Source organism: Dethiosulfatibacter aminovorans DSM 17477 (genome assembly GCF_900142005.1).
Classification (GTDB): Bacteria; Bacillota; Clostridia; order Tissierellales; family Dethiosulfatibacteraceae; genus Dethiosulfatibacter; species Dethiosulfatibacter aminovorans.
This window is the reverse complement of sequence record NZ_FQZL01000019.1, coordinates 46,713-71,518: the sequence shown is the minus strand read 5'-3', so window position 1 is coordinate 71,518 and position 24,806 is coordinate 46,713. Positions and strand designations below refer to the sequence as shown.

The window sequence follows — 24,806 nt, the reverse complement described above, 5'->3', positions numbered from 1 at the left end:
AAAATGGTTGAGAGAGCAGATCTCCAATTGTTACGGAATGTTCAGCAGCAATGATTTGTCCACCAAGAACTGCAATAATCGGTATAAAGAGGATGCACATACCCAGCTGTATGAAATCTGTGATGGCAACGCCCCACATGCCTGCCATATAGGTATAGATGATAACAACAACTGTACCCAGGAGAACGGCAGTTTTATAAGAAATACCAAAAGCGCTTGCCATGGATCCGAATGCCATGAATTGACATGCGATGATTGCGACAGTTCCTAATATATATACGATGGCATGGTAACCTCTTAGAAATTTTGAATGACCATAACGATGTTCAATAAAGTCCGGGGGTGTAATTCCGTCGGCGATTTCTCTGAACTTACCAGCAATTATTGCTGAAATAAAACATGTCAAACCGAGTCCGATACCTGCATACGCGCCTGGCCAAACTCCTTTTTCAACACCCCATTCAATACCTCCAACAAATACCCCGCCTCCAAAATGGGTAGCTGCTATTGTAAACGAGACAACGATTACAGGCAGGCTTCTACCTGCTACTAAAAAATCCGAAGCAGTATTGACTCTTTTGGACAGAATGTAACCAACAACAATATATAGAGCACATAATGATAATAATACTGGCATATAAAACTCTCCTTAAATTAATAGTTTGGTTAAGACTCTGGTTTCAGAGGCTTTAAAATATTAGTTGTCTTTGCTATGGGTTGAAATAGCGATGACTTATAAGTATTCTGGAAATATTCGTCCTATTATTCTGATGCTGTCCTTGTTTTTCAACATATACGTATTGGGTTTAGGATGATTATTGACTATTACCAGACCTACCTTGTCTCTGGCTATACCTAGAGACTCGATTAAGTCATTGACGCGATTGCTGTTAGTGCATTCATAATGGAACCATTTATTAAATGGCAATCCTTCTTTGTATATTTCGCTTTTTATAGTATATTTCATTTGACCATCCTTTCATTAATTACTAATGGTTCTGGAATTCTTATGTTATACCTCCTTGTACAAAAAATTTTAAACGTAAAAAAGATTTACATATAGTATAACACAAGAAAACGTTTTGTCAAAAAATTTTATATCTTAAAATAAATTTGATAACATTGAATTTAGAAAAAATCCGAAAATGAATAAATTTCGGTATTGGATAACGAAAATATATGAATTTCTTGTAAGGAATGACAAACGAGAGATGTTAAAATTTATAAGGTCATAATAATACATCAGGTAACATATAGATTGTTCAAGTCGTATGGAAGAAACATGTATGCCGTCATGGTATTGTGTTTGGATTAGAAAAGGTGTCGCAGATTTAATCTCTCTGCGACACTTTAATTGATATTTGATTTTTATTGCATATGATTTGGGTGTTTATATTGCTTTCTCTTTTGATTTATTTTTTGAGCTGTTTGTTGAAAGAACAAACTGTCCTGTTGTAAATGCAAGAACGAGGATTATCAAATAGATGGCAAAGGCTAAATTATAATTTCCTGATTTATCAAATATATAACCGGTTATTGGTGGGGCGAGGGTAGGGCCAAGAAAAAGAAACGAAGTAACGGTTCCATATATGTTGGCAAAGTCCTTTTGACCAAAAACTGAAGCTGTCAATAGTGGTGATATGATAAACGGCACAGCCAGCGCCAATCCAAATAGAACAGTTGATAGTGAAGCTGCTACTTGATTTTTTGCAAAATATAGAGCTATTACACTGAATATGGTAGTTGACAGTGCTATTGTGAAATTTGTTTTGATTCCAAGTTTATCATTAATCCAGCCAAAGAATAATTTGCCAAAAGCGAGGAATAGACCCATGGTCCCTATTAAGCTGGCTGCAAACATTTGGTCATAGCCAATGTCGGTCAGATAAGGCATCGTATGAGTAAATAAACCCATGACACTGGAACTAAGACCAAAGGAAATAAAGCATATTGCCCAAAATTTATAGGATTTGACTGCATCGGAATACATAATTCCGGGCAATTCCAATGAACTCTTGCTGTTTGTATCCTTGTTTGTTGTCATGCCGTAAGGTTTAAGCCCCATATCACTTGGTTGATATTTGTAAATCATAAAAATGGGTATCAGGAAAAACAAGGATATAAGTGCCAGGATTCTGTATGCAACTTGATAACCGTAAGTCATAATAAGGTAACTGGCAACTGGGTTGAATATCATGCTTCCTATTCCTGTACCTGTGAGAGCGATTCCCATGGCTACTCCCTTTTTTTCGTGAAACCAATTAGTCATAAGGATATTGGCGGTGATGAGACCGACAAATGCCAATCCCGATCCCAGTACAAGTCCGGCTATATACAAATGGACAAGTGATTTGGCAAAGGATAGCGAAGTCCATGCAGACAACATGACAATGCCGGCAGTAATGGTTATTTTTCTTGGATTGAATTTTTTGTAAATTCTGCCTATAAAGGGACTTATTAACATAATCGAAATAGTCGTGAAAGACATATAAAGTGAAAACTGAGATCTGGATATCCCAAGCGCTGAGGTGACAGGTTTCATAAACTGGCTTGCTGAATTGGTCATTATTCCTGATCCTCCAATGAGCATTATGAGTGAGGCAAGGCATAAATACCAGCCGTAAAATATTTTATTCTTTGACATAATTATCATCCTTTCAAGTTTATTGGTGGTTATAGTCTACATTAACAAATAACAAAAAGCAATAATAATTTACGAAAAACGATTGAAGTAAATAAAAATTTACCGGAAAACAAAAAATTGATTATGTTAAAATAAATTGGTATACTATAAAAAAATGATTTGGGGGGCTGTTTTGAAAAATAGTATCAAGCAAGAATATTTATCATTTATGGATATGATGAAAATGCAGTTTGGTGAGACCTGTCATGTTGTATTATATGATTTCACCAATCCGAAAGGTGAAATCATAGGAATGCACGGTTGTTTAACTGATGAAAAAATGGGCGATCCTGCGCCGGATTATATTTTGAAAATGATCCAGTCATCAGGCAAGCATATCGAAAACAAATATGGATTCATAAATAAAAACATGGATGGGCATGTTTTAAGAACTTCGCTGCTTTTCATTAAGGACAAGAGTGAGATAGCAGGCTGTTTTTGTGTGAATCACAACATCGTTCATATCAAGATGATTCTCAGTTTTCTTGAGGAACTGAGCCAGTCTGGCAATTTGGAAGAGGACACTGAAATGGACAGGTTGCCCGGTGGTGAAGGCAGTGGAACAATCCAGGATTTTGTAGAGGATACGGTTGAAAAATTTTTACTGGAACGGCTGGGGTTCAGAAGTTTTCCATCGCTGGAGAAGAATGAGAAGGTAGCTCTGATTAGGGAGCTTGATGACAAGGGAATCTTTCTCGTTAAAGGTTCGGTAAACATGGTTGCCAAACTCATAGGTATTTCAAAGTTTTCCATTTACAACTATCTTGAGGAAATTAGGACCAGTCAAAAATCATAAGCATATATAAAAATCCCTGCCAAATTAATTTGGAAGGGATTTTTATATACAACAGTTAAAATAAATTTTAAGGCAAAAAATAAATTTGACAACAAGCGATAATTATGATACAAATATATTAGACGAAAGTACATAGCGGGGACAAATCTACAAGAAAGATGATGCAGTCGGATATAAAAAGTGAATAATATAAAATGTATCCAGAGAGGATATTTTTTTTACAAATCACTTAAAAAATATTTTAAGATAAAAAATAAATTTTAATAAATGGAGGTGAAAAGTATGGCATTGAAATTATCTGTCGATAGATGTAAGGGATGTGGCTATTGTGTCATTTCGTGTCCGAAGAACGCTGTTTCTTTTGATGGTGAATTAAACAAAGAAGGATATCAGTTTGTTTCAGTTGATGATTCAGCATGCATAGAGTGCGGTATTTGTTATTCAGTGTGTCCCGATATTGTTTTTGAACTCGGAAAATAAAACTAAAAAGGAAGTGAGAATTATGAAAAAAATGTGGAAAGGCAATCATGCCTTGGCTGAAGCGGCAGTGCGAGCCGGTTGTGAATTTTACTCCGGATATCCAATAACTCCTCAAACTGAAGTTATGGAATATCTTTCAACCAGATTACCGGAATTAGAAAGAACATTTATACAGGCTGAGAATGAAATCTCTGCAATAAATATGATATTTGGAGCATATGCCTGTGGTATGAGATCAATGACGAGCTCTTCAGGCCCAGGAATTTCATTAAAACAGGAAGGTATATCATACCTTTGTGCCAATGCATTTCCAGCGGTTATTGCAAATGTACAAAGATGGGGAGCTGGATTGGGGTCATTGGATTCATCTCAATGTGATTACTTGAGAGAAACGAGAGGTGGAGGTAATGGAGATTATAGAGTGATTGTATATGTTCCAAACACTATCCAGGAAATGATCGATCTTACTTATGAATCTTTTGATATTTCAGAGAAATATAGAAATCCTGTTGAAATATTGTCAGAAGCGGCTCTGGGGCAGATGATGGAGCCAGTAGAGTTCCCTGAATTCAAAGAAAGAAAAGATGATCTTGGCTGGACCTTTGATGGTACAAATAGAGATCATGATAGAGTGCCGGCGCCTTTAAGGCCGAAGCTTTACAAGGAAAAATACGAAATGATTGCTGAAAATGAGCAGAGATGGGAAAGTGAAGGTCTTGAGGATGCAGAATATGTATTTGTATCTATTGGACTGGCATCTAGAACTACGAAAAATGCAGTAAAGAGGTTAAGGGCAAGAGGAGAAAAAGTAGGGTTTATAAGACCAATAACGGCTTGGCCTTTTCCCTTCAAAGCGTTTGATTCATTGCCTGGAAGCGTAAAGGGATTTATGTCTGTTGAAAACAATGACGCAGGTCAATTGGTGGAAGATGTTGCCCTGGCTGCAAAGAAGATGCTGGATTCCAATATTCCTGTTTATGGACTTTTTACAGGTCAAAAGATTCCTAAGACCATGGATATTGTTGAAGAATATGATAAATTACTGGCTGGACAATTAAAGGAGGTATTCTAATGAAAACTTTAAAAAGGCCATTTATGCAAGACGAGCCTAACCATTTTTGTTCAGGTTGCGGACACGGTATAGCTAATCGAATAATTGCAGAAGTTGTTGAAGAATTCGGATATGAAAAAAAATCAATTACGACACTGGGTGTAGGTTGTTCCTGCAATATGAATTTCAGTTGGGGAGGTGACAAGCTCCAGTGTGCCCATGGTAGAGCATCGGCAGTTGTAACGGGAGTCAAGGTGGCAAGGCCGGATGTGCTTGCCATGTCTTATCAGGGGGACGGTGATGCATATGTAATTGGTATTGCGGAGACTCTGAATGCCGCATATAGAAATGCAAACGTCACAGTATTTGTAATCAACAACAACAATTTTGCCATGACTGGAGGACAGATGTCATGGACAACTGTGCCGGATCAAATTACTACTACGAGTAGCAGGGGTCGAGATGTTTATACCACAGGTACTCCTATGAAAGTTCCTGAAATGGTGTCTACATTTGATAATATCGGTTATGTAGCCAGAGGATCAGTACATAGTGTAAAAGAGATTAATGCCCTTAAAAAATATGTACGGGCAGCCATAGAAGCTCAAATAAACGGTGAAGGTTATTCATTGGTGGAAATTCTAGCGCCATGTCCAACAAACTGGGGTTTGAATCTGGAAGAATCATTGAAGTGGATGGAAAAAGATGTATTGCCACATTATCCAACTGGTGAATTATTGAAAAGGAAGGGTGATCGTTAATGGAACTAGTATTTGCGGGATTTGGAGGTCAGGGTGTCTTGACTTTAGGGCTTATATTTTCACAAATTGCTATGGAAAAAGGGAAAAACGTGACATGGATGCCTGCCTACGGGCCGACTATGCGAGGTGGAAAAGCTTATAGTGTTGTTAAATTTTCCGATGAACAAATTGGTGGACCGGATATGGAGGAAGTTGATGTTCTTGTTGCAATGAACGAACCTTCGCTGGAATATGCAAAGCTTGTTAAACCGGGTGGACTGATTGCGATAAACAGTGATGCAGTCAACGATAATGTAGAAGTAAGGGATGATGTGGAAGTCATGAGAATACCTTTCATGACATTGTCGAGTGAAGCTAACAACAAGAAGGGTGCAAACATTGTTGCTGGTGGTGCAATTATTGGAAAAACAAAAATGTTCGACCTTGAAACAACGAAGAAAGTGTTAAGGGCATTTTTTGAAGACAAGGGAAAAAGCAAGTTTGTTGAAAGTAATGAAGCTGCACTAATGAAAGGGTACAAGAGCTAATAATAGGAGGCATTCATGAGTCTAGATAAATTAATAAAACCTCAGAGCATTGCAATAGTAGGAGTTACAGAAAAACCGGGATTTGGTAGAAATGCAGGCTTAAGTGCGGCTAAAAGCAAAAATAAGGACAGGGTGTATTACATTAATCCAAAGAGGGCTGTTTTTGAAGGTATGAAATGTTATGGTTCATTAACTGAACTGCCGGAGGTTGTTGACTGTGTTGTAATTTGTACGGCAAGTAAAATTGTGCCTCTCGTACTTGAAGAGGCTGGTGGGTTGGGAGTTGGGGCGGCCATCGTTTATGCAAGCGGTTTTGCTGAAGAAGGCACTGAAGAAGGTATTGAACTTGAAAATAGATTGAATCGAATTGCGAAGCAATATGATATGAAGCTTCTGGGACCGAATTGTATGGGTGCTATCAATAATGTAGATAAAATCAACATGTGGGCAGGACACACTCACTGGGATCTGGAAGATGAAAGCCGCGGAATAGCAATTATTGCTCAAAGTGGATTTATTGCAGCAGAAATACTGAATACTGACTTTTTCAATATTTCATATGGTCTCTCGACAGGTAATGGTAATATTGTTTCCCTGGAAGAGTACTTTGAATATGTTGTTGAAGATGAATATGTAGATGTAATCTCGATTTATCTGGAAGGAATAAAAGATGCAGACAGATTCTTGAAAACATTGAAAAGAGCTCAGGAATTATCAAAGCCGGTTGTTGTTCTTAAGTCCGGACGTTCTGTCAAGGGTGCCTTGTCGGCCGCATCCCATACAGGTAGTCTTGCAGGTTCCGACAATGCCTATAAAAGCATTTTCAAGAAATATGGTGTTATTGTTGCTGATAATTTGGAAGAATTCATGTGTCTGTCACAGGCACTCAATGTGTTGGGCGGTAGTTTTCCCCAAAAAGAAACCTTTGCAATGATCAGTTTTTCAGGAGGCGAGAGCACATTGGCGGCAGATCTTGCAGAAGATTACAATGTGGATTTTGTAGACCTTACTGAAGAAAGTAAAATTGAAATTCAAAAACACATTCCGGATTTTGCAGTGGCTAAAAATCCTTTGGATGCTACGACGGCACTATTCAGAGATGGGAATAAGATGATTGGCATTTTGAAGGCCCTTCAAGAAGATTCTGCGGTAGGAAGTATTATAGTAGGCACCAATGTGAAGAAAGATAAAGACGAAACTACGGCATTATTATGTAACAGTATTGCCACAGCTAAAAAAGAGGGTGTGGAAAAGCCCATTTTCGCAGTACCTTCATTGGAGGGTTACAGATATCATGGTTCGAGAAAAATACTTGAAGATGCAGGAGTACCGCTTATGTCGTCAATCAACACTTCTTTCTCATGCCTGAATAAAATTTCAGAATACATCAAATACAATTTTAACGATCATGACTTCAATGATGTTTTCAAGAAAGTTGAAATGGAAGGATTGAATGAAAAAGCATTGTCGGAATTTGAAAGCAGGCTGGAGCTTCTTGATTATAAAGTACCGTTTCCAAAGCAAATGAAAGTATCCTGTGATGATGAACTGGCAGAGGCTTCCAGGGTACTTGAATTCCCGGTCGTAATGAAAATAAATTCTGATGAAATACTTCATAAATCCGATGTAGGCGGCGTCAAGGTTAATATCAGGAATTATGAAGAGGCAACGGCAGCGAAGAAAACAATCTTAAGAAATGTCGAAGAAAAAGCGGCATCAGCGCAGCATGACGGAATTTTAGTTCAAGAAATGGCGCCTCAGGGATTGGAAATGATTGTCGGAATATCTAGTGACGCCCAGTTTGGACCAATGCTTCTTGTTGGGATGGGCGGCATATTTGTTGAAGTATTCAAGGATGTTGCAATGTGTCCGGTTCCTATAAATAAAAAAGAGGCTTTGGAGATGCTGGAAGGGCTTCAGTCTTTCAAGCTGTTGAACGGGTATAGGGGCTCCGAGAAAAGTGACATTGAGGCTTTGACAGATCTGATGGTCAGTGTTTCTCAATATGCCCAGCAGAACAGAAATGAAATCAAGGAACTTGACTTGAATCCGGTTTTTGTTTACCCGGAAGGTAAAGGAGTCAAGGCTGTAGATGCTTTGATAGTAAAATATGTTTAAGTGAGGGAAATATTATGGAAAATAGATCTATGGTAGCATCCAGTTCATTTGGAAAAGGCAAGGAAGATGCAAGTTTTTCAGCAGCGGGAGATGCCAAGAAAGCAATTAAAATATTTGGGAAAACAGCAATTGTTGATGCAACACTTGGTGTGCTGAAGGATGAAACGGCATCATTTGCTTCATTAGAATCTGTTAGAAAAGTATTGGATGGGTTGCCTTCCTATGAAATGATGGATTATGCTCCAATTGAAGGTGACCGTGAATTTATTGAAGCGTCCATGAATTATGTATTCAATGACAATTTGTCCGATGGCATGCATAGAAAGGCTGTGGCAACAATAGGTGGATCAGGAGCTATCCATCATATGATTAAGAACTATGTTGAAGAAGGAGAAAGCTTTCTGATACCGGAATGGCACTGGGGTCCATATAGGGAAATGGCGAGTGAAATGGGACGTAAATTTAATAAATATAACTTGTTTGTTGAAAACAAGTTCTCACTTGAACCATTGAAAAACTCAATAAGAGATTTGCTGGACCGACAGAACAGCTTGATGATAGTTGTAAACAGTCCGGCGCATAATCCTAGTGGATACAGCTTTACTAATGAAAACTGGACGGAACTGATTGACTACCTAAACAGTTATGCCGAAAATAAAAAAATCATACTCCTTGCGGACATTGCCTATATTGATTATGCTGATGAGCCGGACAAAGCCAGAGAATTCATGACTTGTTTCAATGAAATATCAGACAAGATGCTGGTGGCAGTTGCATTTAGCATGTCAAAATCATTTCTGATGTACGGTATGAGAAGCGGAGCGCTTATAGGTCTGGCAAAAGACAAAGATGTGGTGGATGAATTTTTCAATGTGAGCAAATATTCCAACAGGGCTACGTGGTCCAATGGAGTGAGAGGGGCGCAAAAAGTACTGGTTGAAATGATGAAGGATAAAACACTATATGAAGAAGTGGTGAAAGAAAGAGAAGCCTACAGAGAAATATTAAAAAACAGAGCACATGTGTTTCTGGAGGAGGCTGAAGAAATTGAGTTGAAGACACTTCCGTATACAGCGGGTTTTTTCATTACGATTCCATATACGGATCCTGTGAAGTTGTCGAAAAGCCTAGCAGAGGAAAAAATATATTGCATACCTCTTGCGGAAGGTGTGAGGCTTGCCATTAGTGCGGTACAATCTGATAGAATTCCAGGTCTGGCAACAATAGTCAAGGAAAAGTTAAACAGTATTTAAATGGATTGGAGATTTTCTTATCCATAAAAACCAAGCATGATTGATTGCTTGGTTTTTATATGCTTAAATTGAAATTTGAGCAATATATAATAAAACAAAAAAGCGAAACCGGCTCTTTAACTCACGTTTAAGAACCGGCTTCTATGTTACCTTTTTCATGCTCTCTCCTTTTCGGTGGGACCACACCCTTTTCAGGATTTTTTGTAATATTCTGTAGGTCAGAATATATACTTAAAACATTTACACCATTCTATCTCACTTAACAACATATCAGACTGGTTGATATTGGATATAATTTGTCTTTTTCTTGTTACGTTAACAAGAATTAAAACCTTCTTACCCTCTTCATCTACATTATTAGATGGTTGATAAAATAGTATATCTGTTGTAACTATATTATACACCATTGTTGCAAAAATATACAGTGTTTTTGCCAAAAAAGGCGGATTTTTTATTGATTGGCGAATAATTTTCAATTTTGTAATGCTATTATACTGCATATATGATATAATATCCAGTATACAAAGTACCATTTAATTAAAAAAAATCAAAACACACTAGTTGTAAATGACAAAATGATTGAATTGGAAGGGATGCGTGAATATTTTTAAAAATACAAAGCTATACTCGTACGCAAAGATTAATTTGTTTTTAAACATTGTATCAAAAAGACAGAATGGGTATCATGACATACAATCCGTGATGCAGACGGTTAATATTAGAGATGAGATAATGATTAAATATGCAGACGAAGGTATAAAAATCAGCTGTGATGATGAAGCAATACCCGTAGATTCATCCAATACCGTTTGGAAGGCAGCCAGTCTCATAATGGAAAGATACGGACTGGGAGATGGTGTATCGATAGACATAAAGAAGACCATACCTTCAGGGGCGGGGCTTGCCGGAGGAAGCGGAAATGCAGCGGCGGTCATAATTGGAATGAATGAAATGTTTGATCTTTCAATGACGGACGAAGAGATGGCTGAAATAGCGGTGGAAATAGGAGCCGATGTACCCTATTGTCTGGTTGGAGGCACATGTATTGCAGAGGGGATAGGAGAGGAACTTGAGAGGATAAATGACTTTTCCTGGGACAATATTCTAATTGTGAAGCCTGAAATATCAATATCGACTGCAAATGTTTACGGGAAAGTCGAAAAGCACATGTTCAACAGATATGACATGGGAGAAATTGTAAATAGAATTTCCGGAATGGAGTACCGGGAAGCCTTGTCTTTTACGGGTAATATCCTGGAAGACATAGTTGAAGAGATTCATCCGGAAATAAAAGAGATAAAAAATGCAATGACAGGTTTTAATGCACTTTTATCAATGATGACAGGAAGCGGATCTGCAGTAGTAGGTTTTTTTGAGAATGAATGGGACCTGGACAAATGTGCGGAAGCATTAAAGAAGAGATATGACAAGATATATAAAACCAAAACCGTAAAGAAGGGAGTAGAATTATGTATGACAAGTTAAAAATCATAAACCTGGGAGAATACAAGCCCTTAAGGGATATAGTGTTTGAAACTCTTAAGGAAGCAATACTTAAAGGAAAGCTTGAACCGAGGGAAAGGCTCATGGAGATTCAGCTTGCAGAGCAGCTGGGAGTAAGCAGGACTCCTGTGAGAGAGGCTATAAGGAAGCTGGAGCTTGAAGGTCTTGTGATTATGGAACCCAGGAAGGGAGCCTATGTTTCCGATATTTCCTACGCAGATATAATCGACACACTTGAGGTCAGGGAGGCTCTGGAGACCTTTGCAGTTAAGCTTGCAATCGAAAAGGACGGAGCTGAAAGGATAGGAGAGCTTGAAAACCTCAACAAGGAGTTCGAGAAGGCATATAAGGAAGAAGATGTTCAAAAAATGGTGAAATTTGATACTGAAATCCACAATCTAATTGTTGAACTTTCAGGAAACAAGAAACTCATATCCTTCATGGATGCCCTCAATGAGATAATGCAGAGGTTCAGGCTCATCTATTTCAACGAGACATACAATCCGGAAGTCATAATCAGGGAACACAATGAAGTCTTTGAGGCTATCAAGACAGGAGACAAGGAGAGGGCGATACAGGGTATGACATCTCACCTTTCAACTCTCAAGGATGATATCAAAGGCGTTTTCAAGAAGAATTAGGGAGAACATATGTATAAATTAGTTGGCTGTGATTTGGATGATACTCTTCTGAGAGACGATTTTTCAATAAGCGATAAAAGCAAGGAAGCAATAAATAGGGCTGTTGAAAAAGGCATTAAATTTGTTGTAGTAACAGGAAGAATAACTGCTGCGGCAAGGAAATTCGTGGAGGAGCTTGGCTTGGACCTGCCATATGCCTCATTTCAGGGAGCTAAGATAATCGATCCTGTCAAGGGTGAAGCAATATATTCAAGCGAGCTTAAAAAGGAAAAGATACTGGAGATAATTAGATATGCAGAAATGCATAACATTCATATAAACCTTTATGACGATGAGAAGATATTTGTTAAGGAAAAGAACAAGTGGACGGAATACTATGAAAGCTTTGCTAAGATGGTTGAGACTGTAGAGGTTGGCAGTCTGGTGGATTTTGATTTCAAGAGTACGCCCAAGATGATTCTCATGGATGAAAGGGAAAAGCTTGATGAAATTTCAAATGAGATAAAGGGATTCATAAGCGATGATGTGAACATGTTTTACTCAAAGACAAATTTCCTTGAGTTTACAGACAAGAATGCCACCAAGGGATTTGCCCTCAAGTTGCTGGCGGACAAGTGGGGAATAGACAGAAGTGAAGTTATTGCAATTGGCGACAACTACAACGATGAGTCCATGTTGAGATATGCAGGTCTTGGAGTTGCTGTGGGGAATGCAGAAGATGGAATGAAGGCGATTTCCGGCTATATAGCGCCAAGCAATGAAGAAGATGGCGTGGCCCATGTACTTGAGAAATTCATATTGAATGAGTGATATGCAATTTTGCATATTTTAAAATTAGTAAACAAAAACCCGCTTCTGGATTGCGGGTTTTTGTTTTGCAAATTGTATATGATATTGTATATAGGAGTTATATCTTATAGGCCGAACTGTTTGATGTCTTCAGGAATGATCAGGTCTGCTCCTGTTGCAGCCACAACGTCTTCGATTGTAGCTTCGGGTCCGATTTCCTTCAATACAAGACCTTCCGGAGTAACCTCGATAACTGCCATTTCAGTTATGATCATGTTGACCTGCTCTTTTGCAGTCAGCGGAAGCGTACATTCCTTAAGGATTTTGTGTGCACCTTTTTGAGTGTGAACCATTGCTATTATAACCTTCTTGGCACCAACCGTAAGGTCCATTGCTCCGCCCATTCCCGGTACCATTTTTCCGGGTATCTTCCAGTTTGCCAGATTTCCCCTGGCGTCAACCTGCAGAGCTCCAAGAACTGTTGCTGCAACGTGCCCGCCTCTGATTATCCCGAATGATGTGGCACTGTCGAAATAACATCCTCCGGTAAGGAGAGTTACTGGCATGCCTCCGGCATTTGTAAGATTCCAATCCTCTTCACCTTCAGCAGGTGCCGGACCCAGGCCGATAAGCCCGTTTTCTGACTGGAAGAATACTTCTGTCCCTTCGGGAATGAAGTTTGCCACCATAGTTGGAAGTCCTATTCCGAGGTTTACAAGGTCTCCGTCATGGAGTTCAAGGGCAACTCTTTTTGCTATTACTTCTTTAACTTGCTTTTTGTCCATAGCCATTATTTGTCACCTCCAACAATATAGTCAACAAATGTGAAAGGTGTTACGATGCATTCCGGATCAAGTTCTCCTGCTTCGACAATTTCCATTGCTTCAACTATTACGGTTTCGGCTGCCATTGCCATCAAAGGATTGAAGTTCCTGGCAGTTGCATGATAGTATATGTTGCCTTTCTTATCTACCTTGCATCCTCTGATGATTGCCACATCTGCTTTTAGAGGGGTTTCCAGCAGATAAATCTTTCCGTCTACCTTGATTCTCTGCTTTTCGTCTTCAACTTCGGTGCCTATTCCTGTTGGTGTAAGAACTCCACCCAGTCCAAAACCGCCACATCTGATTCTTTCAGCCAGTGTTCCCTGTGGCACAAGGTCAACCTCGGTTTCTCCTGCGTTCATCTGTCTTCCGGTTTCAGGGTTTGTTCCAATGTGTGACACTATGATTTTCTTGAACTGCTTTGCTACAACCATTTTACCTACTGATCTGTCAGGAAAAGCAGTGTCGTTTCCGATCAATGTCAAGTCTTTTACTCCGCTTTCCACTAGAGCATCTATTATTCCGTCGGGGGATCCGCATCCCAGGAATCCTCCGACCATTACCGTCATGCCGTCTTGTATCTTGGCGACAGCTTCTTTCATTGTTATGAGCTTCTTCAAAACATCTCCTCCTTATCTTTCGACAAGAACAGTTGTACCCATTCCGCCGCCTATGCACAGAGTTGCAAGACCTTTCTTGTTGTCTCTTTTTTCCATTTCGTAAAGAAGAGTTACAAGTATTCTTGCTCCTGAAGCTCCGATTGGGTGTCCAATTGATATTGCTCCGCCGTTTACGTTTACGATATCTGGGTTGAATCCAAGATCTTTTACTACTGCAAGTGACTGTGCGGCAAATGCCTCGTTTGCTTCCACAAGATCAATGTCGTCAACTGTCCAGCCTGCTTTTGCAATTGCTTTTTTACATGCAGGGATTGGTCCAACTCCCATGATGCTTGGATCAACTCCGCCGCTTCCGAATCCTTTGATTGTCGCAATTGGTTCAACCCCTAGTTCGTCAGCCTTATCCTTGCTCATGATTATGAACATTGCAGCTCCATCGTTTATTCCTGAAGCGTTTCCTGCAGTTACTGTACCGTCTTTTTTGAATGCAGGCTTAAGTTTTGCAAGTTTTTCGGCAGTTGTACCGTGTCTTGGGAATTCATCCGTATCAACTATTATTGGATCTCCCTTTCTTTGAGGTACTTCAACTGGAACTATTTCTTCCTTGAATCTGTCTGATTTCTGTGCAGCCTCCGCTCTTTGCTGGCTTGTTGCAGCAAACTTGTCCTGGTCTTCTCTAGTGAATCCCCATTGTTCCGCAACATTTTCTGCAGTGATTCCCATATGGTACTTGTTGTAGATGTCGAACAGTCCGTCATGTACCATTGAGTCTATTACTTTTCCGTCTCCCATTCTTTGTCCCCATCTGTTGTTTGGAAGAAGGTATGGTGCATTGCTCATGCTTTCTGTTCCACCGCAAAGAACGATGTCGCAGTCTCCGTTTTGTATGAACTGGTAAGCCATGCTTGCAGCTCTAAGTCCTGATCCGCAAACCTTGTTGATTGTGAATCCTGTAACTTCAACAGGTACTCCTGCTGCTATTGCCACCTGTCTGGCAACGTTTTGTCCAAGTCCTGCACCTAGAACATTACCTATTACGTATTCGTCTATAGTTGCAGGGTCGATATTTGCTCTTTTGATTGCTTCCTTTGCTGCAATTGCACCCAAATCTACTGCCGACATTTTAGCCAAACTTCCGCCATAAACTCCTACAGGAGTTCTAACTGCTGATGCTATAACTACTTCTCTACTCATTTTTGAATCCTCCATTGTTTTTAAATATGTCAATTATTTGTTATGGGATTGTATGATGCAATTAGCGTGCCAAAAAAATAACGGAGAGAAAAAAGATGATTTTCGTTGGAAAACAGGGAAAGCTGGGAGAATCGTATTTATGGATCCATAAAATTCATATGCAAATTTGCATATGAATACGCAATGGCACTTGCAATGTTGCATATGCACATATATAATTATACTTGGAGGTGCATATGGATACTAGAATAACACTACCAAACCTTGAACTTGCATATTTCAGTTATGTAATTACAGACGATAAATACAATATCCAGGAATACGACAAAAATTTCCATCATTTTGTCAATGATGAAGGCTGTTCAAAAAACAAGAAGCTGTCTATCCTTTTCAACAATCTAAGATATGAATATTTTGGAGAATTTTATATGGTGGAAAATGAAGAGGGAAGTCAGTACTATATAATGCAGAGGAAAATAAAGATCAACAACAGTGAAATGTATCTGTTTTTCCTTTCGGACTATTCCCTTTACGAGGAACTGGAATATCAGATTGAATATCTCAACAGGCAGAGGTATATAAACAACGAAATGCTCAACAAGCTCGAGGACGGCATATATATAACCGATGAAAAGGGGAAGACTCTCTTTGTCAATGATGCCTTTGTGAACCTTTCCGGCCTGAGAAGGGAGGAACTCATAGGAGAGACTGTCTACGGGTTGAGAAAGGACGAAATTCTTCCAAATTCATGCTGTGCACGGGTTATTGAGACACAGGGACCCGTATCAACAATAAACAACTATTATCAGGGACAGAAATGTCTTGTTTCAGGTTCTCCCATATACGACGAGAAGGGAGACCTGAAGAGAACGATAGCAGTGATAAGGGATGTATCGGAACTTGACATGCTTATGAAGAGCCTCACCAAGGAGGAAACACTGTCACTCACATTCAAGAAGAAGCTTGATTCTGTAGGGGACAAGTTTGACAATGAAGATGCCGTTTTCTCAAACAACAGAGCGGTGGCTTCCCTGTACAAGAAGGCAAAAAGGCTGGCAAAGGTTGACAGCACCATACTTATTCTTGGTGAGACAGGAGTGGGAAAGGATTTTCTTGCAACGTACATACATGGAATAAGCAACAGGAATAAAAAGGGTAATATAATAAAGATAAACTGCGGCGCAATTCCAGAGCACCTCATTGAGTCGGAGCTTTTCGGCTATGAGGAAGGAGCCTTTACGGGAGCCCAGCGCGGCGGAAAGAAAGGTCTTTTTGAAGAGGCTGGAGGAGGCACCATCTTTCTTGACGAAATTGGAGACATGCCGTACACTCTTCAGGTTAAGCTTCTAAATGCCTTGAACGACAGGAAGTTCTACAGAATAGGAGGAAGTAAGGCTATTGGGTTCAATGCAAGGATAATTGCTGCAACCAATGCGGACTTGAAGACACTTGTTGACGAGAAGAAATTCAGGGCTGATCTTTATTACAGGCTCAATGTTGTAACACTGAGGATACCGGCACTTAGGGAAAGACAGGAGGATTTGCTGCCTCTTGCCCAGACTTTCCTTGAATACTACAACAACAAGCACAGGAGAAACTGTTTCTTCTCTCCTGAATGCATGGAGAATTTCCTGGTGTATACATGGCCCGGAAACATAAGGGAGCTCAAGAACATTGTAGAGAGGTTGGTGCTCATATCAGATGATTCCTGTATAGAAGCCAAGCTCTTCAGGGACCAGCTGAGCCAGGACGGACAGGAGATAGATATCAGCAGCAAGATAATGTCAAACAATGAAAACCTTTCCCTGAAACAGCAGCTTGAACTTCATGAAAAGGCTATCATAGAAAGTGCACTTGAAACAAAAAAAACCCTTAAAGAAGCGGCTAAAAAATTGGGCATTGATATTTCAACATTGGTGAGGAAAAAACAAAAATACAATATTTGAAATATTCTTTGAATTATAATTAGTTTTATGATATAATCTTTTCATAGCTAAAAGCACTTTTATAATCTCCTTTTTCAGCCTTCACTCAAAGTAGTGGAGGTATTTTTTTGCAACAATCAACCTTTTGCATGGGAAAATAGTATTCCACATCAGCTCCCTACTCCGTCGGAACCTCGCTGATATGCAATACTATTTTTGATGGCAGATGAATAAGTGCGCTTATTATGCGGACCTCATAAATCAGAATGCCCTCCTCTGTAGTAATCCAGGTTATAAGCTATTATAGAATTCTTTTAAGAATTCCTCTGGTGTAAGTGCCTTGACTGAAGACTGGGTGAAGTCTTTTTTGTTCCGTGTAATGATGTAATCGACTCTTGCACGTTTTGCACAAACACAGATGAGTTCATCTTCGAAGTCGGTGACACCTGGATATAAGGCTTGTCTAACATCCAATGCCGTGACATCAATAATATCAAGCAATTTCAATAGGATTTCCATAATGGAATATAGCTTCTGTTTGTCCTTTAGATACTTGTTTAAGATGTAGTGGATATCAGTTACGGAATTAGCGGTAACAAAACCTTTCAGATGATTTGTTTCGACCAGGCGCAAAATCTCTGAAGAGTGTTGTACAAATGGTTGGCGATTTTGGAAAACGTCCAGGATAACATTATTATCAATTATTACTTTCATCTTCTAGTAATCGCTCCTTTCGGCTGTCTTCAATTGTATAGCCATCATCAGGTATTACACCTATAAGTTGACTTACCAAATTCATTTCATTTTCTGTTGGTATGGTAAGTTTGGCAACAGGAATACCATTACGGGTGATGATGATCTCTTCTTTATTTACGATGGTAAGATACTTGCCTAGATTTTGTTTTAATTCTGTAGATGTTATTTTTAGCATAAAAACACCTCCTTGAAAACTGTGTACGATCTTTATTATATTATACCATGTATTGTACAATTCGTAAATAAAACACAACCGACTGTACGAATGACGGATGACGAGAGAGGATAGGTCTTTTGTGCCAAATTGCAACTTGAGGTTGTATATACTATAATGTATTTAGAGGTGATGATAGTGACTAATCAATCCGAGCAAATGATTTTACCAAAAGAAGAAGAGATGGATACAATACTCTCAAATTTAGCAGCAGAGAGAGCCTCGGAATTAGACGCCGAGTATGTTACCCATGAAGAATTCTGGAAAGACATGGGTCTAGTAAATAAACTGGACAGGGAATTTTACAACAGGCCTACTCTTGATGTTGCAAGGGATCTTGTTGGCAAGGTCCTGGTACACAAGGGTTTGTCCTTGAGGATTACGGAGACGGAGGCTTATATAGGGGACATAGACAAGGCCTGCCATTGCTACAAGGGAAGGATTACGGAAAGGACCCGGGTCATGTTCGGACCTCCGGGATTTTCATACATATATCTGATTTACGGCATGTACAACTGTTTTAACATTGTTACGGAAAGGAAGGGGTGCGGTTGTGCAGTGCTCATAAGAGGAGGTATTCCACTGGACGGGCGTGATGAAATGTCCATGTACAGGTTCAAGAAACCATATGTTGAACTTTCGGGATATCAGAAAAGGAATTTCGCAAACGGTCCGGGAAAGCTTTGTATGGCATTGAACCTTACCAGGGATCAAAATTCCATTGATCTGTTAGGTGATGAATTATATCTATATGATGACGGCTACACTGAATTTGACATTGAAATCGGAAAAAGAATCAACATAGATTATGCAGAGGAGGCCAAGGATTTTATGTGGAGGTTTCGCATGAATCCTGCATGATATGTAGTATACGATGCATGAACTTAAAAGTTTACATTATGTTCGGTTGTAGCGGAACGATATGGGGTATATAATGAAATTGTAAGGTCATTAATCTATACTATTAATTCAAAAGGTGGTTATGAGTATGAAGAAGATTTTGTTACCCAAATATGGTTCCATGAAGATGGATGATTTGATTTCAGCTGCCGAGAATCTAGCGAAAAAGTTTAACAGTACGGTCACTGTGTTTCATGTTTTTAACTGCAGACAAATGCCCCACTATGGTACATCGGCAGTTGATTTGGATGATGATGACATTGTCGAATTTCAGAAGGAATTGGATGATACTGTCAAGCTGTTGAAGGATAAAGGGATAAGAGTCGATTCAAAGCTTTTCAAGGGTGATCCTGCCACTGATATCATCAATGAGGCTGAAAGTGGCAATTACGACATTGTTATCATGAGCACTCAAGGAATACCGTCAGGACAGAGGCTTTTGCCAGGAAGCGTTACAGGCATGGTAATGAATCATATCGATATTCCTGTTCTTGTTATAAGATAAAATCATACTGCAATGAAAATCAGGCGATTGCATGATACCATGTCAAACATTGAAATATAAAAACAGCATTGAAACACAGTTTCCAATGCTGTTTTGTTATGCCTAGTTTTTCCTTATCAGGAGGTATTCGGCTATCTCTCTTAATCTATCTGCCCTGTCTCCGAAAATTCCGAGGCTTGCAACTGCCTTTTCAGTATAATCTTCAAGGATTCTCTGTGATTCTTCAAGCCCCACCAGTGTTATATAGGTCAGCTTGGCGTTTTTCTCGTCGCTTCCTACAGGTTTCCCCAGCTCTTCCTCGTCTGCCGTGAAATCAAGTATGTCGTCCTTTACCTGGAAGGCAAGACCAAGATAGCGGGCATAATCTGAAAGCTTTGATATCTCTTCCTCGGTCGCTCCTCCTGCAGTAGCCCCGATTTCACAGGCTGCCCGTATGAGAGCTCCTGTCTTAAGCTTGTGCATGTATTCAAGGTACTCCATTGTCCTTTCCTCTACGAACATGTCCGTTACCTGTCCACCTATCATTCCTTCCGTACCTGAAGCTGTTGACAGTATTTCAAGGGACTTGAGGATCCTTTCAGCAGGTATTTTCATGCTGGTCATGTTTTGTGATACCGTTTCAAAGGCCTTGTTTAGGAGTCCGTCTCCTGCAAGTATTGCCATTGCATCACCGTACACCTTATGGTTTGTGGGTTTCCCCCTTCTGTAATCATCATCGTCCATAGCAGGCAGGTCGTCGTGTATCAGGGAATAGGTGTGAATCATCTCAAGGGCGCAGGCGAAGGGCATAATGGAGTCTTCGTCCTCATTGAACATGCTGAAGGTTTCCATCATGAGCACCGGCCTTATCCTCTTGCCACCTGCAAAGAGGCTGTATCTCATGCTTTCGTAAATTTTTTTTTGCCTGTTGTCCTTTTCAGGCAGATATATTTCAAGATATTTTTCCGTTTTCTTAATCTTGGTGTTTAGCCATGTTTTGAATTCCATTTTGTTTTCCTCGCAGTTTATTCTTTGCTATCTCTTAAGTTTCCAGTATTGACAGATTTTCAGTATATTATATCATCAAAAGAGTTAGTGAACAATTCAAATAAATCAAGAATTTGACTCCGTATTGTGCTATAATTACACCATTGAACAGAAAACAACCATTTAGAAAAACAAATGATTCAAATGATAAATAGCGACTTTTGGAGGATATAATGCAGAACGGAGCCTATTTAGTAAGCACTTTCATAACCCTGGTGATAGTATCCCTTATGGGAATAAATGCAAGTAAAAATGTAAAGAGTTCAGCTGATTTCGCCCTTGGTGGACGGAACTTTTCAACTTCGAAGGTGTCGGCTTCCATAATAGGAACACTGGTTGGAGGAGCTTCAACCATAGGTACGGCACAGGCTGCCTTTGTAAGCGGTATGAACGGAATGTGGTTCACCCTTGGAGCCAGCCTTGGATGCATCTTTCTGGGACTCTTTCTTGCCAGACCTCTTCGTGAAGCTGAAATCTTCACTGTGCCGGAATTCATGATAAAATTCTACGGCAACAGGGCAAGGATGACTTCAAGCATCATCTCTTCAATGGCCATATTTGTTCACATTACGGGACAGGTTCTTGCTTCTGTCGCCATATTCACCTCTCTTTTCAACATAAGTGAAAACATTGCAGTATTCATAACAATGCTGCTTATTATCTCGTACATTTTCTTCGGAGGCTTCCTGGGTTCAAGCATTGTTGGTTCCATAAAGACAGTCCTTCTCTATGTGACGCTTTCAATCAGTGCCTATGTGGTTTTGAAAGAATTTGGAGGCCTTGGAAATTTTGTTGCTTCCTATCCCAGGGAGCCATGGTTCGATCTTTTCAGCAGTGGAACCTTCAACGGACTAGCCCAGGGCTTTGCGTTGGTAGTGGGAGTGTGCTCTACACAGACGTATCTGCAGGCAATATTCTCTGGAAGGTCCTACAGGGAATCACAGAAAGGATCATTTTTGGCGGCGTTTCTGATACCTCCCATAGGTCTTATCTGCACAATGATAGGAATGTTCATGAGGAATGTCCATCCTGAAATCGTATCCAAGCAGGCTCTTCCCCTATTTGTAATAGACTATCTGAACCCTGCTATTGGAGGGATAGTAATAGGTACCCTTATAATTTCCGTCGTTGCTACGGGAGCGGGACTGACCCTCGGCATAAGCACCATGATAAGCAGGGACATATACAAGACGGTAATAAACATAAGGGCAGACGAGAAGAGGGAACTTCTGTCTCTAAGGATATCGGTGCTGGCAATTCTTCTTGCAACATCAATGATGGTTGTATTCAACCTTGACTCCCTTATCCTTAAGTGGGCCTTTCTTTCAATGACCTTGAGGGGTACCGTGGTATTCATGCCCCTTGTAATAGCAGTCATCTTCAAGGAAAGGACTCCCTACAGGGCGGGGCTTCTGTCCATGGTTGCAGCCCCTTTGGTGACCATTGCATTGAGTGTATTTGAGATTGTGGATATTGACCCCTTGTATATAGGAATGGGGACGAGCCTTGTTGTATTTGTTTTGTTTATAATGTATGGAAGAGTCAAGAAAACAATTTAGTATATAATGAAGGCCCATGTTTTAGAATCTTTCTTGAAGCAGGGGCTTTTAAATTTAGTCTTGAAATGCAAAGATGATGTGTATTTGAATATTCATCAAAAATGTTGTAATATCATAAAAGATAGACTGTTGGTTTAGATTTGAACTGACATATATGAATATAGAATTATAGGAGTACTTATGGAAGAATACAGATTTCTCTTGATGAATCTTGCAAATAAATTCGGCACGCTTTTCATGTTTGCCTTCATAGTGTCAAACCTCAAGCCTGCCAGGGAGTTCATATACAAGAAGCCTTCCGGCATTAAGGACAAGGTGTTGCTTACTGTCGTATTCGGGATTTTTGGCATAATTGGAACCTACTTCAGCGTTGAATTCGACGGAGCACTTATCAATACAAGAATCATAGGAGTTGCAACGGGAGGTCTTCTTGGAGGGCCTGTAGTGGGACTTGCTTCAGGGACAATCGCTGCAATCCATAGATATTTCATGCCTACGGGCAAGTTCACCCAGCTTGCATGTGCAGTGTCGGTGCCACTTGAGGGGCTGGTGGCCGGCTTGTTCGGTGTCGCCTTCAGAAACAGGAAAAAACTTTGGATCCATGCAGCTTTTGTCGGAGCCATATGTGAAAGCATGAGGAAGATTTCGGTGCTCATATTCTCAAGGCCATTCCCTGAAGCGCTGGAGTTGGTGAAGAATATCTGGATGCCCATGGTTATTATAAATTCCATAGGCCTTGCTCTCCTTTTCATGGTGATAGAAAACATCTTCAGGGACAGGGAGAGGATAGGAGCCGAACAGGTAAACCTGTCAATAAATATCATAGACAGGCTTCTTCCATATATAAAGGGGGGATTGAGCAGGGAGCATTCTGCAGTAGTTACCGACACCATACAGAACATGACAAGCTTTGATGCAGTCACCATAACCGACAGGGAAAAAGTCATATCACACTCGGGAATATCTCTGGACAATCATGAGCCGGGTAAACCTGTAAATTCTGAAAGATTCAAGAAAATGATCAACGATGGAGAAATGATTCAAATCGATTCAACGATAATATCACCTATTAGAGATGGTGATGAGATCATAGGTTCCATCAAGTTTTATAAGAAGACTGAAAACACAATGAACAAGGTGGACAGGGAAATAGCGTGGGGCCTTGCAAGACTCCTTTCCAGCCAGATAAAGATAGGAAGGCTTGAAGAAAATTCAAAGCTTCTCGTCGAGGCCGAACTTAAGGCCCTTCAGGCACAGATCAATCCACATTTTCTATTCAACTCGCTGACTGTCATTGCATCCCTCTGCAGGACCAATGCAATGAAGGCAAGAGACCTGATACTCCATCTCAGCAATCATTTCAGGAACAATCTTACAATAGACAGGGACCTAGTAAACCTGGATGTGGAAATCGGCCATGTGAAGTCGTATGTTGAAATAGAAAAGGCAAGGTTTGAGGACAAGCTTATGGTAGAATATGACATTGAAGAGGGAATGGATTGTCTCCTTCCACCCCTTACCCTCCAGCCCCTCGTTGAGAATGCCATTAAGCACGGAATACTTCCAAAGAAGGAAGGCGGATATGTTAGAATCAGCGCAGCTAGGGACGGTGACCTGGTCAAAATATCCGTATTCGACAATGGAGTGGGCATACCTGAAAAAACCATTGAGAAATTGAATGATGAAAATGTTAAGCATATAGATTCAATAGGACTAAACAATGTGAACCAGAGGCTAATAGGGAAGTTCGGACCTGAGTTCTCCCTGACAATCAAATCGGAGCCTGGTTCATATACGGAAATGATAATAAAGGCTCCGTGTACAGCAGGTGTGAGGGAAAACAAAAATGAGAGTGAGGTGTGATATGAGAGTATTGCTGGTTGATGATGAAAAATACATTAGGGATGAATTCAAGTATTTCATGGATAAATTTGAAGGTGTTGAAGTTTGCGGAGAGACGGGAGATCCGGAGGATGTTATTCCAATGGTCAGAGACCTAAAGCCGGATCTTGTTTTCCTTGACATAAATCTTCAGACACAAAGCGGCCTGGTTATTGCCCGGGAAATACTGGATTTGGAGAATCCTCCCCAGATAGTTCTTGCCACAGCTTTTGACCAGTATGCGGTTAAGGGATTCGATATAGGTGTCGTTGACTATATAGTGAAGCCCATCATGGAGGAAAGGCTGAAGAGGTGCATAGACAGGGCAAGGCAGAATATGGACATAAGAACCGGAGTTGTAAAGAAGGAGGCAACGGCATCAAAGCCTTCTGCGGGAAAGAAGATGACAAGTATTGCAGTTGCTAAGAACGACAAGCTGTTTTTGTTGAAGCTCAAGGAAATAGTGTATCTTGAATATTTTGAAGGAAAAATAAGGGTATTCACGGAGAAGGATGAATATTCAATTAACCAGACAATGAAGGCTTTTATGGAAGAAAATGGAGATGGGTTCATAAGGACCCACAAGAGCTTCATAGTGAATATCGACTATATAGAGGAAATAATACCCTGGTTCAATTATACATTGAAGCTTAGGATAAAGGACTTCGACGAGTTGGAAATACCCGTAAGCAGAAACTATATGAAGGATTTCAAGGAAAAACTGAAAATTTGATGGTTTTCTTGAAACCCAAATAATGCATCTTAAGGATGTTATAATGCAACATAATCCAATAGTGTTT

General features: G+C 40.0%; 25 protein-coding genes. 16 read left to right on the top strand and 9 right to left on the bottom strand.

Translation table 11 applies throughout. The annotated features are described in order from the left end of the window. From BUB05_RS12285 to BUB05_RS12275, 3 genes are all read right to left on the bottom strand, one after another. A partial coding sequence (locus tag BUB05_RS12285; RefSeq protein WP_425430045.1) for a sodium:solute symporter family transporter occupies positions 1-637 on the bottom strand: 637 nt, incomplete at its 3' end. A gap of 96 nt (positions 638-733) precedes the next feature. Then, the gene (locus BUB05_RS12280; protein WP_073049910.1) at positions 734-967 is read right to left on the bottom strand and encodes a ubiquitin family protein; all 234 of its coding nucleotides are present in this window, start codon (positions 965-967) and stop codon (positions 734-736) included. Positions 968-1,390: 423 nt separating this feature from the next. After that, positions 1,391-2,644, bottom strand: a complete 1,254-nt coding sequence (locus BUB05_RS12275) for an MFS transporter (RefSeq protein ID WP_073049909.1) — start codon at positions 2,642-2,644, stop codon at positions 1,391-1,393. Positions 2,645-2,816: 172 nt separating this feature from the next. Between BUB05_RS12275 and BUB05_RS12270 the strand changes: the two genes are divergently transcribed. From BUB05_RS12270 to BUB05_RS12220, 10 genes are all read left to right on the top strand, one after another. Then, on the top strand, positions 2,817-3,479 hold the full coding sequence (locus tag BUB05_RS12270) for a helix-turn-helix transcriptional regulator (protein WP_073049908.1): 663 nt from the start codon (positions 2,817-2,819) through the stop codon (positions 3,477-3,479). A 282-nt stretch (positions 3,480-3,761) separates the two neighbouring features. Further along, positions 3,762-3,959, top strand: coding sequence for a 4Fe-4S dicluster domain-containing protein (locus BUB05_RS12265; protein WP_073049907.1), 198 nt, complete (start codon positions 3,762-3,764; stop codon positions 3,957-3,959). A gap of 22 nt (positions 3,960-3,981) precedes the next feature. Further along, on the top strand, positions 3,982-5,031 hold the full coding sequence (vorB, locus tag BUB05_RS12260; protein WP_073049906.1) for a 3-methyl-2-oxobutanoate dehydrogenase subunit VorB: 1,050 nt from the start codon (positions 3,982-3,984) through the stop codon (positions 5,029-5,031). Further along, positions 5,031-5,771, top strand: coding sequence for a thiamine pyrophosphate-dependent enzyme (locus BUB05_RS12255; protein ID WP_073049905.1), 741 nt, complete (start codon positions 5,031-5,033; stop codon positions 5,769-5,771). Before vorB ends, BUB05_RS12255 begins: the two co-directional genes overlap by 1 nt. After that, the gene (locus tag BUB05_RS12250; RefSeq protein WP_073049904.1) at positions 5,771-6,298 is read left to right on the top strand and encodes a 2-oxoacid:ferredoxin oxidoreductase subunit gamma family protein; all 528 of its coding nucleotides are present in this window, start codon (positions 5,771-5,773) and stop codon (positions 6,296-6,298) included. Before BUB05_RS12255 ends, BUB05_RS12250 begins: the two co-directional genes overlap by 1 nt. Before the next feature lie 15 nt (positions 6,299-6,313). After that, positions 6,314-8,416, top strand: coding sequence for an acetate--CoA ligase family protein (locus BUB05_RS12245; RefSeq protein WP_073049903.1), 2,103 nt, complete (start codon positions 6,314-6,316; stop codon positions 8,414-8,416). Between the two features lie 14 nt (positions 8,417-8,430). Then, positions 8,431-9,669, top strand: a complete 1,239-nt coding sequence (locus tag BUB05_RS12240) for a pyridoxal phosphate-dependent aminotransferase (protein ID WP_073049902.1) — start codon at positions 8,431-8,433, stop codon at positions 9,667-9,669. 597 nt (positions 9,670-10,266) lie between these two features. After that, on the top strand, positions 10,267-11,154 hold the full coding sequence (gene ispE / locus BUB05_RS12230) for a 4-(cytidine 5'-diphospho)-2-C-methyl-D-erythritol kinase (RefSeq protein ID WP_175548561.1): 888 nt from the start codon (positions 10,267-10,269) through the stop codon (positions 11,152-11,154). Next, a complete protein-coding gene (locus BUB05_RS12225) occupies positions 11,139-11,813 on the top strand; it encodes a GntR family transcriptional regulator (protein ID WP_073049900.1) in 675 nt (224 codons plus the stop codon). The genes ispE and BUB05_RS12225 overlap by 16 nt, the downstream gene beginning before the upstream one ends. 9 nt (positions 11,814-11,822) lie before the next feature. Next, complete coding sequence (locus BUB05_RS12220) at positions 11,823-12,623, top strand: Cof-type HAD-IIB family hydrolase (RefSeq protein ID WP_073049899.1); 801 nt, start codon at positions 11,823-11,825, stop codon at positions 12,621-12,623. 104 nt (positions 12,624-12,727) lie between these two features. Here the strand turns inward: BUB05_RS12220 and BUB05_RS12215 are convergent, their stop codons facing one another. Genes BUB05_RS12215 through BUB05_RS12205 form a run of 3 tightly spaced genes read right to left on the bottom strand, consistent with a single transcriptional unit; the run spans position 12,728 to position 15,240 of the window. Next, on the bottom strand, positions 12,728-13,387 hold the full coding sequence (locus BUB05_RS12215; RefSeq protein WP_175548563.1) for a 3-oxoacid CoA-transferase subunit B: 660 nt from the start codon (positions 13,385-13,387) through the stop codon (positions 12,728-12,730). Positions 13,388-13,392: 5 nt separating this feature from the next. Then, positions 13,393-14,046 carry an acetate CoA-transferase subunit alpha gene (atoD, locus tag BUB05_RS12210; RefSeq protein ID WP_073049897.1) on the bottom strand — a complete coding sequence of 218 codons (654 nt, stop codon included), beginning with the start codon at positions 14,044-14,046 and terminating at the stop codon, positions 13,393-13,395. Between the two features lie 12 nt (positions 14,047-14,058). Further along, positions 14,059-15,240, bottom strand: a complete 1,182-nt coding sequence (locus tag BUB05_RS12205; protein ID WP_073049896.1) for an acetyl-CoA C-acetyltransferase — start codon at positions 15,238-15,240, stop codon at positions 14,059-14,061. Between the two features lie 236 nt (positions 15,241-15,476). Here BUB05_RS12205 and BUB05_RS12200 point away from each other — a divergent pair, with 236 nt between their 5' ends. Continuing rightward, positions 15,477-17,186 carry a sigma-54 interaction domain-containing protein gene (locus BUB05_RS12200; protein WP_094762904.1) on the top strand — a complete coding sequence of 570 codons (1,710 nt, stop codon included), beginning with the start codon at positions 15,477-15,479 and terminating at the stop codon, positions 17,184-17,186. A gap of 270 nt (positions 17,187-17,456) precedes the next feature. Here the strand turns inward: BUB05_RS12200 and BUB05_RS12195 are convergent, their stop codons facing one another. Together BUB05_RS12195 and BUB05_RS12190 are read right to left on the bottom strand one after the other, a co-directional pair. After that, positions 17,457-17,879: a PIN domain-containing protein gene (locus tag BUB05_RS12195; protein ID WP_073049895.1), complete on the bottom strand. Its 423-nt coding sequence runs from the start codon at positions 17,877-17,879 to the stop codon at positions 17,457-17,459. Continuing rightward, positions 17,863-18,096 (bottom strand): type II toxin-antitoxin system Phd/YefM family antitoxin, encoded by a 234-nt coding sequence (locus BUB05_RS12190; protein ID WP_073049894.1) that lies wholly within the window; start codon positions 18,094-18,096, stop codon positions 17,863-17,865. The genes BUB05_RS12195 and BUB05_RS12190 overlap by 17 nt, the downstream gene beginning before the upstream one ends. Positions 18,097-18,405: 309 nt before the next feature. Between BUB05_RS12190 and BUB05_RS12185 the strand changes: the two genes are divergently transcribed. Together BUB05_RS12185 and BUB05_RS12180 are read left to right on the top strand one after the other, a co-directional pair. Continuing rightward, complete coding sequence (locus BUB05_RS12185; RefSeq protein WP_073049914.1) at positions 18,406-18,996, top strand: DNA-3-methyladenine glycosylase; 591 nt, start codon at positions 18,406-18,408, stop codon at positions 18,994-18,996. Positions 18,997-19,123: 127 nt separating this feature from the next. After that, complete coding sequence (locus BUB05_RS12180) at positions 19,124-19,540, top strand: universal stress protein (RefSeq protein WP_073049893.1); 417 nt, start codon at positions 19,124-19,126, stop codon at positions 19,538-19,540. Positions 19,541-19,642: 102 nt separating this feature from the next. On the opposite strand, the gene BUB05_RS12175 is transcribed toward BUB05_RS12180, so the two are convergent. Further along, positions 19,643-20,527 (bottom strand): polyprenyl synthetase family protein, encoded by an 885-nt coding sequence (locus BUB05_RS12175; protein ID WP_073049892.1) that lies wholly within the window; start codon positions 20,525-20,527, stop codon positions 19,643-19,645. 212 nt (positions 20,528-20,739) lie between these two features. Here BUB05_RS12175 and BUB05_RS12170 point away from each other — a divergent pair, with 212 nt between their 5' ends. The 3 genes from BUB05_RS12170 to BUB05_RS12160 all read left to right on the top strand — a co-directional run bounded on the left by BUB05_RS12170 (position 20,740) and on the right by BUB05_RS12160 (position 24,739). Continuing rightward, a complete protein-coding gene (locus tag BUB05_RS12170) occupies positions 20,740-22,125 on the top strand; it encodes a sodium:solute symporter family protein (protein ID WP_073049891.1) in 1,386 nt (461 codons plus the stop codon). A 180-nt stretch (positions 22,126-22,305) separates the two neighbouring features. Then, positions 22,306-23,988, top strand: coding sequence for a LytS/YhcK type 5TM receptor domain-containing protein (locus BUB05_RS12165; protein ID WP_073049890.1), 1,683 nt, complete (start codon positions 22,306-22,308; stop codon positions 23,986-23,988). A 1-nt stretch (position 23,989) separates the two neighbouring features. After that, a complete protein-coding gene (locus tag BUB05_RS12160) occupies positions 23,990-24,739 on the top strand; it encodes a LytR/AlgR family response regulator transcription factor (protein WP_073049889.1) in 750 nt (249 codons plus the stop codon). The last annotated feature ends 67 nt before the right edge of the window (positions 24,740-24,806 follow it).

What these genes read in the sequence shown, in the direction of transcription:
- BUB05_RS12280 (WP_073049910.1), bottom strand. Translation starts at nt 967, where the DNA reads ATGAAATATACTATAAAAAGCGAAATATACAAAGAAGGATTGCCATTT.
- BUB05_RS12275 (WP_073049909.1), bottom strand. Translation starts at nt 2,644, where the DNA reads ATGTCAAAGAATAAAATATTTTACGGCTGGTATTTATGCCTTGCCTCA.
- BUB05_RS12265 (WP_073049907.1), top strand. Translation starts at nt 3,762, where the DNA reads ATGGCATTGAAATTATCTGTCGATAGATGTAAGGGATGTGGCTATTGT.
- vorB (WP_073049906.1), top strand. Translation starts at nt 3,982, where the DNA reads ATGAAAAAAATGTGGAAAGGCAATCATGCCTTGGCTGAAGCGGCAGTG.
- BUB05_RS12255 (WP_073049905.1), top strand. Translation starts at nt 5,031, where the DNA reads ATGAAAACTTTAAAAAGGCCATTTATGCAAGACGAGCCTAACCATTTT.
- BUB05_RS12250 (WP_073049904.1), top strand. Translation starts at nt 5,771, where the DNA reads ATGGAACTAGTATTTGCGGGATTTGGAGGTCAGGGTGTCTTGACTTTA.
- BUB05_RS12245 (WP_073049903.1), top strand. Translation starts at nt 6,314, where the DNA reads ATGAGTCTAGATAAATTAATAAAACCTCAGAGCATTGCAATAGTAGGA.
- BUB05_RS12240 (WP_073049902.1), top strand. Translation starts at nt 8,431, where the DNA reads ATGGAAAATAGATCTATGGTAGCATCCAGTTCATTTGGAAAAGGCAAG.
- BUB05_RS12225 (WP_073049900.1), top strand. Translation starts at nt 11,139, where the DNA reads ATGTATGACAAGTTAAAAATCATAAACCTGGGAGAATACAAGCCCTTA.
- BUB05_RS12220 (WP_073049899.1), top strand. Translation starts at nt 11,823, where the DNA reads ATGTATAAATTAGTTGGCTGTGATTTGGATGATACTCTTCTGAGAGAC.
- BUB05_RS12215 (WP_175548563.1), bottom strand. Translation starts at nt 13,387, where the DNA reads ATGGACAAAAAGCAAGTTAAAGAAGTAATAGCAAAAAGAGTTGCCCTT.
- BUB05_RS12205 (WP_073049896.1), bottom strand. Translation starts at nt 15,240, where the DNA reads ATGAGTAGAGAAGTAGTTATAGCATCAGCAGTTAGAACTCCTGTAGGA.
- BUB05_RS12200 (WP_094762904.1), top strand. Translation starts at nt 15,477, where the DNA reads ATGGATACTAGAATAACACTACCAAACCTTGAACTTGCATATTTCAGT.
- BUB05_RS12195 (WP_073049895.1), bottom strand. Translation starts at nt 17,879, where the DNA reads ATGAAAGTAATAATTGATAATAATGTTATCCTGGACGTTTTCCAAAAT.
- BUB05_RS12190 (WP_073049894.1), bottom strand. Translation starts at nt 18,096, where the DNA reads ATGCTAAAAATAACATCTACAGAATTAAAACAAAATCTAGGCAAGTAT.
- BUB05_RS12185 (WP_073049914.1), top strand. Translation starts at nt 18,406, where the DNA reads ATGGGTCTAGTAAATAAACTGGACAGGGAATTTTACAACAGGCCTACT.
- BUB05_RS12180 (WP_073049893.1), top strand. Translation starts at nt 19,124, where the DNA reads ATGAAGAAGATTTTGTTACCCAAATATGGTTCCATGAAGATGGATGAT.
- BUB05_RS12175 (WP_073049892.1), bottom strand. Translation starts at nt 20,527, where the DNA reads ATGGAATTCAAAACATGGCTAAACACCAAGATTAAGAAAACGGAAAAA.
- BUB05_RS12170 (WP_073049891.1), top strand. Translation starts at nt 20,740, where the DNA reads ATGCAGAACGGAGCCTATTTAGTAAGCACTTTCATAACCCTGGTGATA.
- BUB05_RS12165 (WP_073049890.1), top strand. Translation starts at nt 22,306, where the DNA reads ATGGAAGAATACAGATTTCTCTTGATGAATCTTGCAAATAAATTCGGC.
- BUB05_RS12160 (WP_073049889.1), top strand. Translation starts at nt 23,990, where the DNA reads ATGAGAGTATTGCTGGTTGATGATGAAAAATACATTAGGGATGAATTC.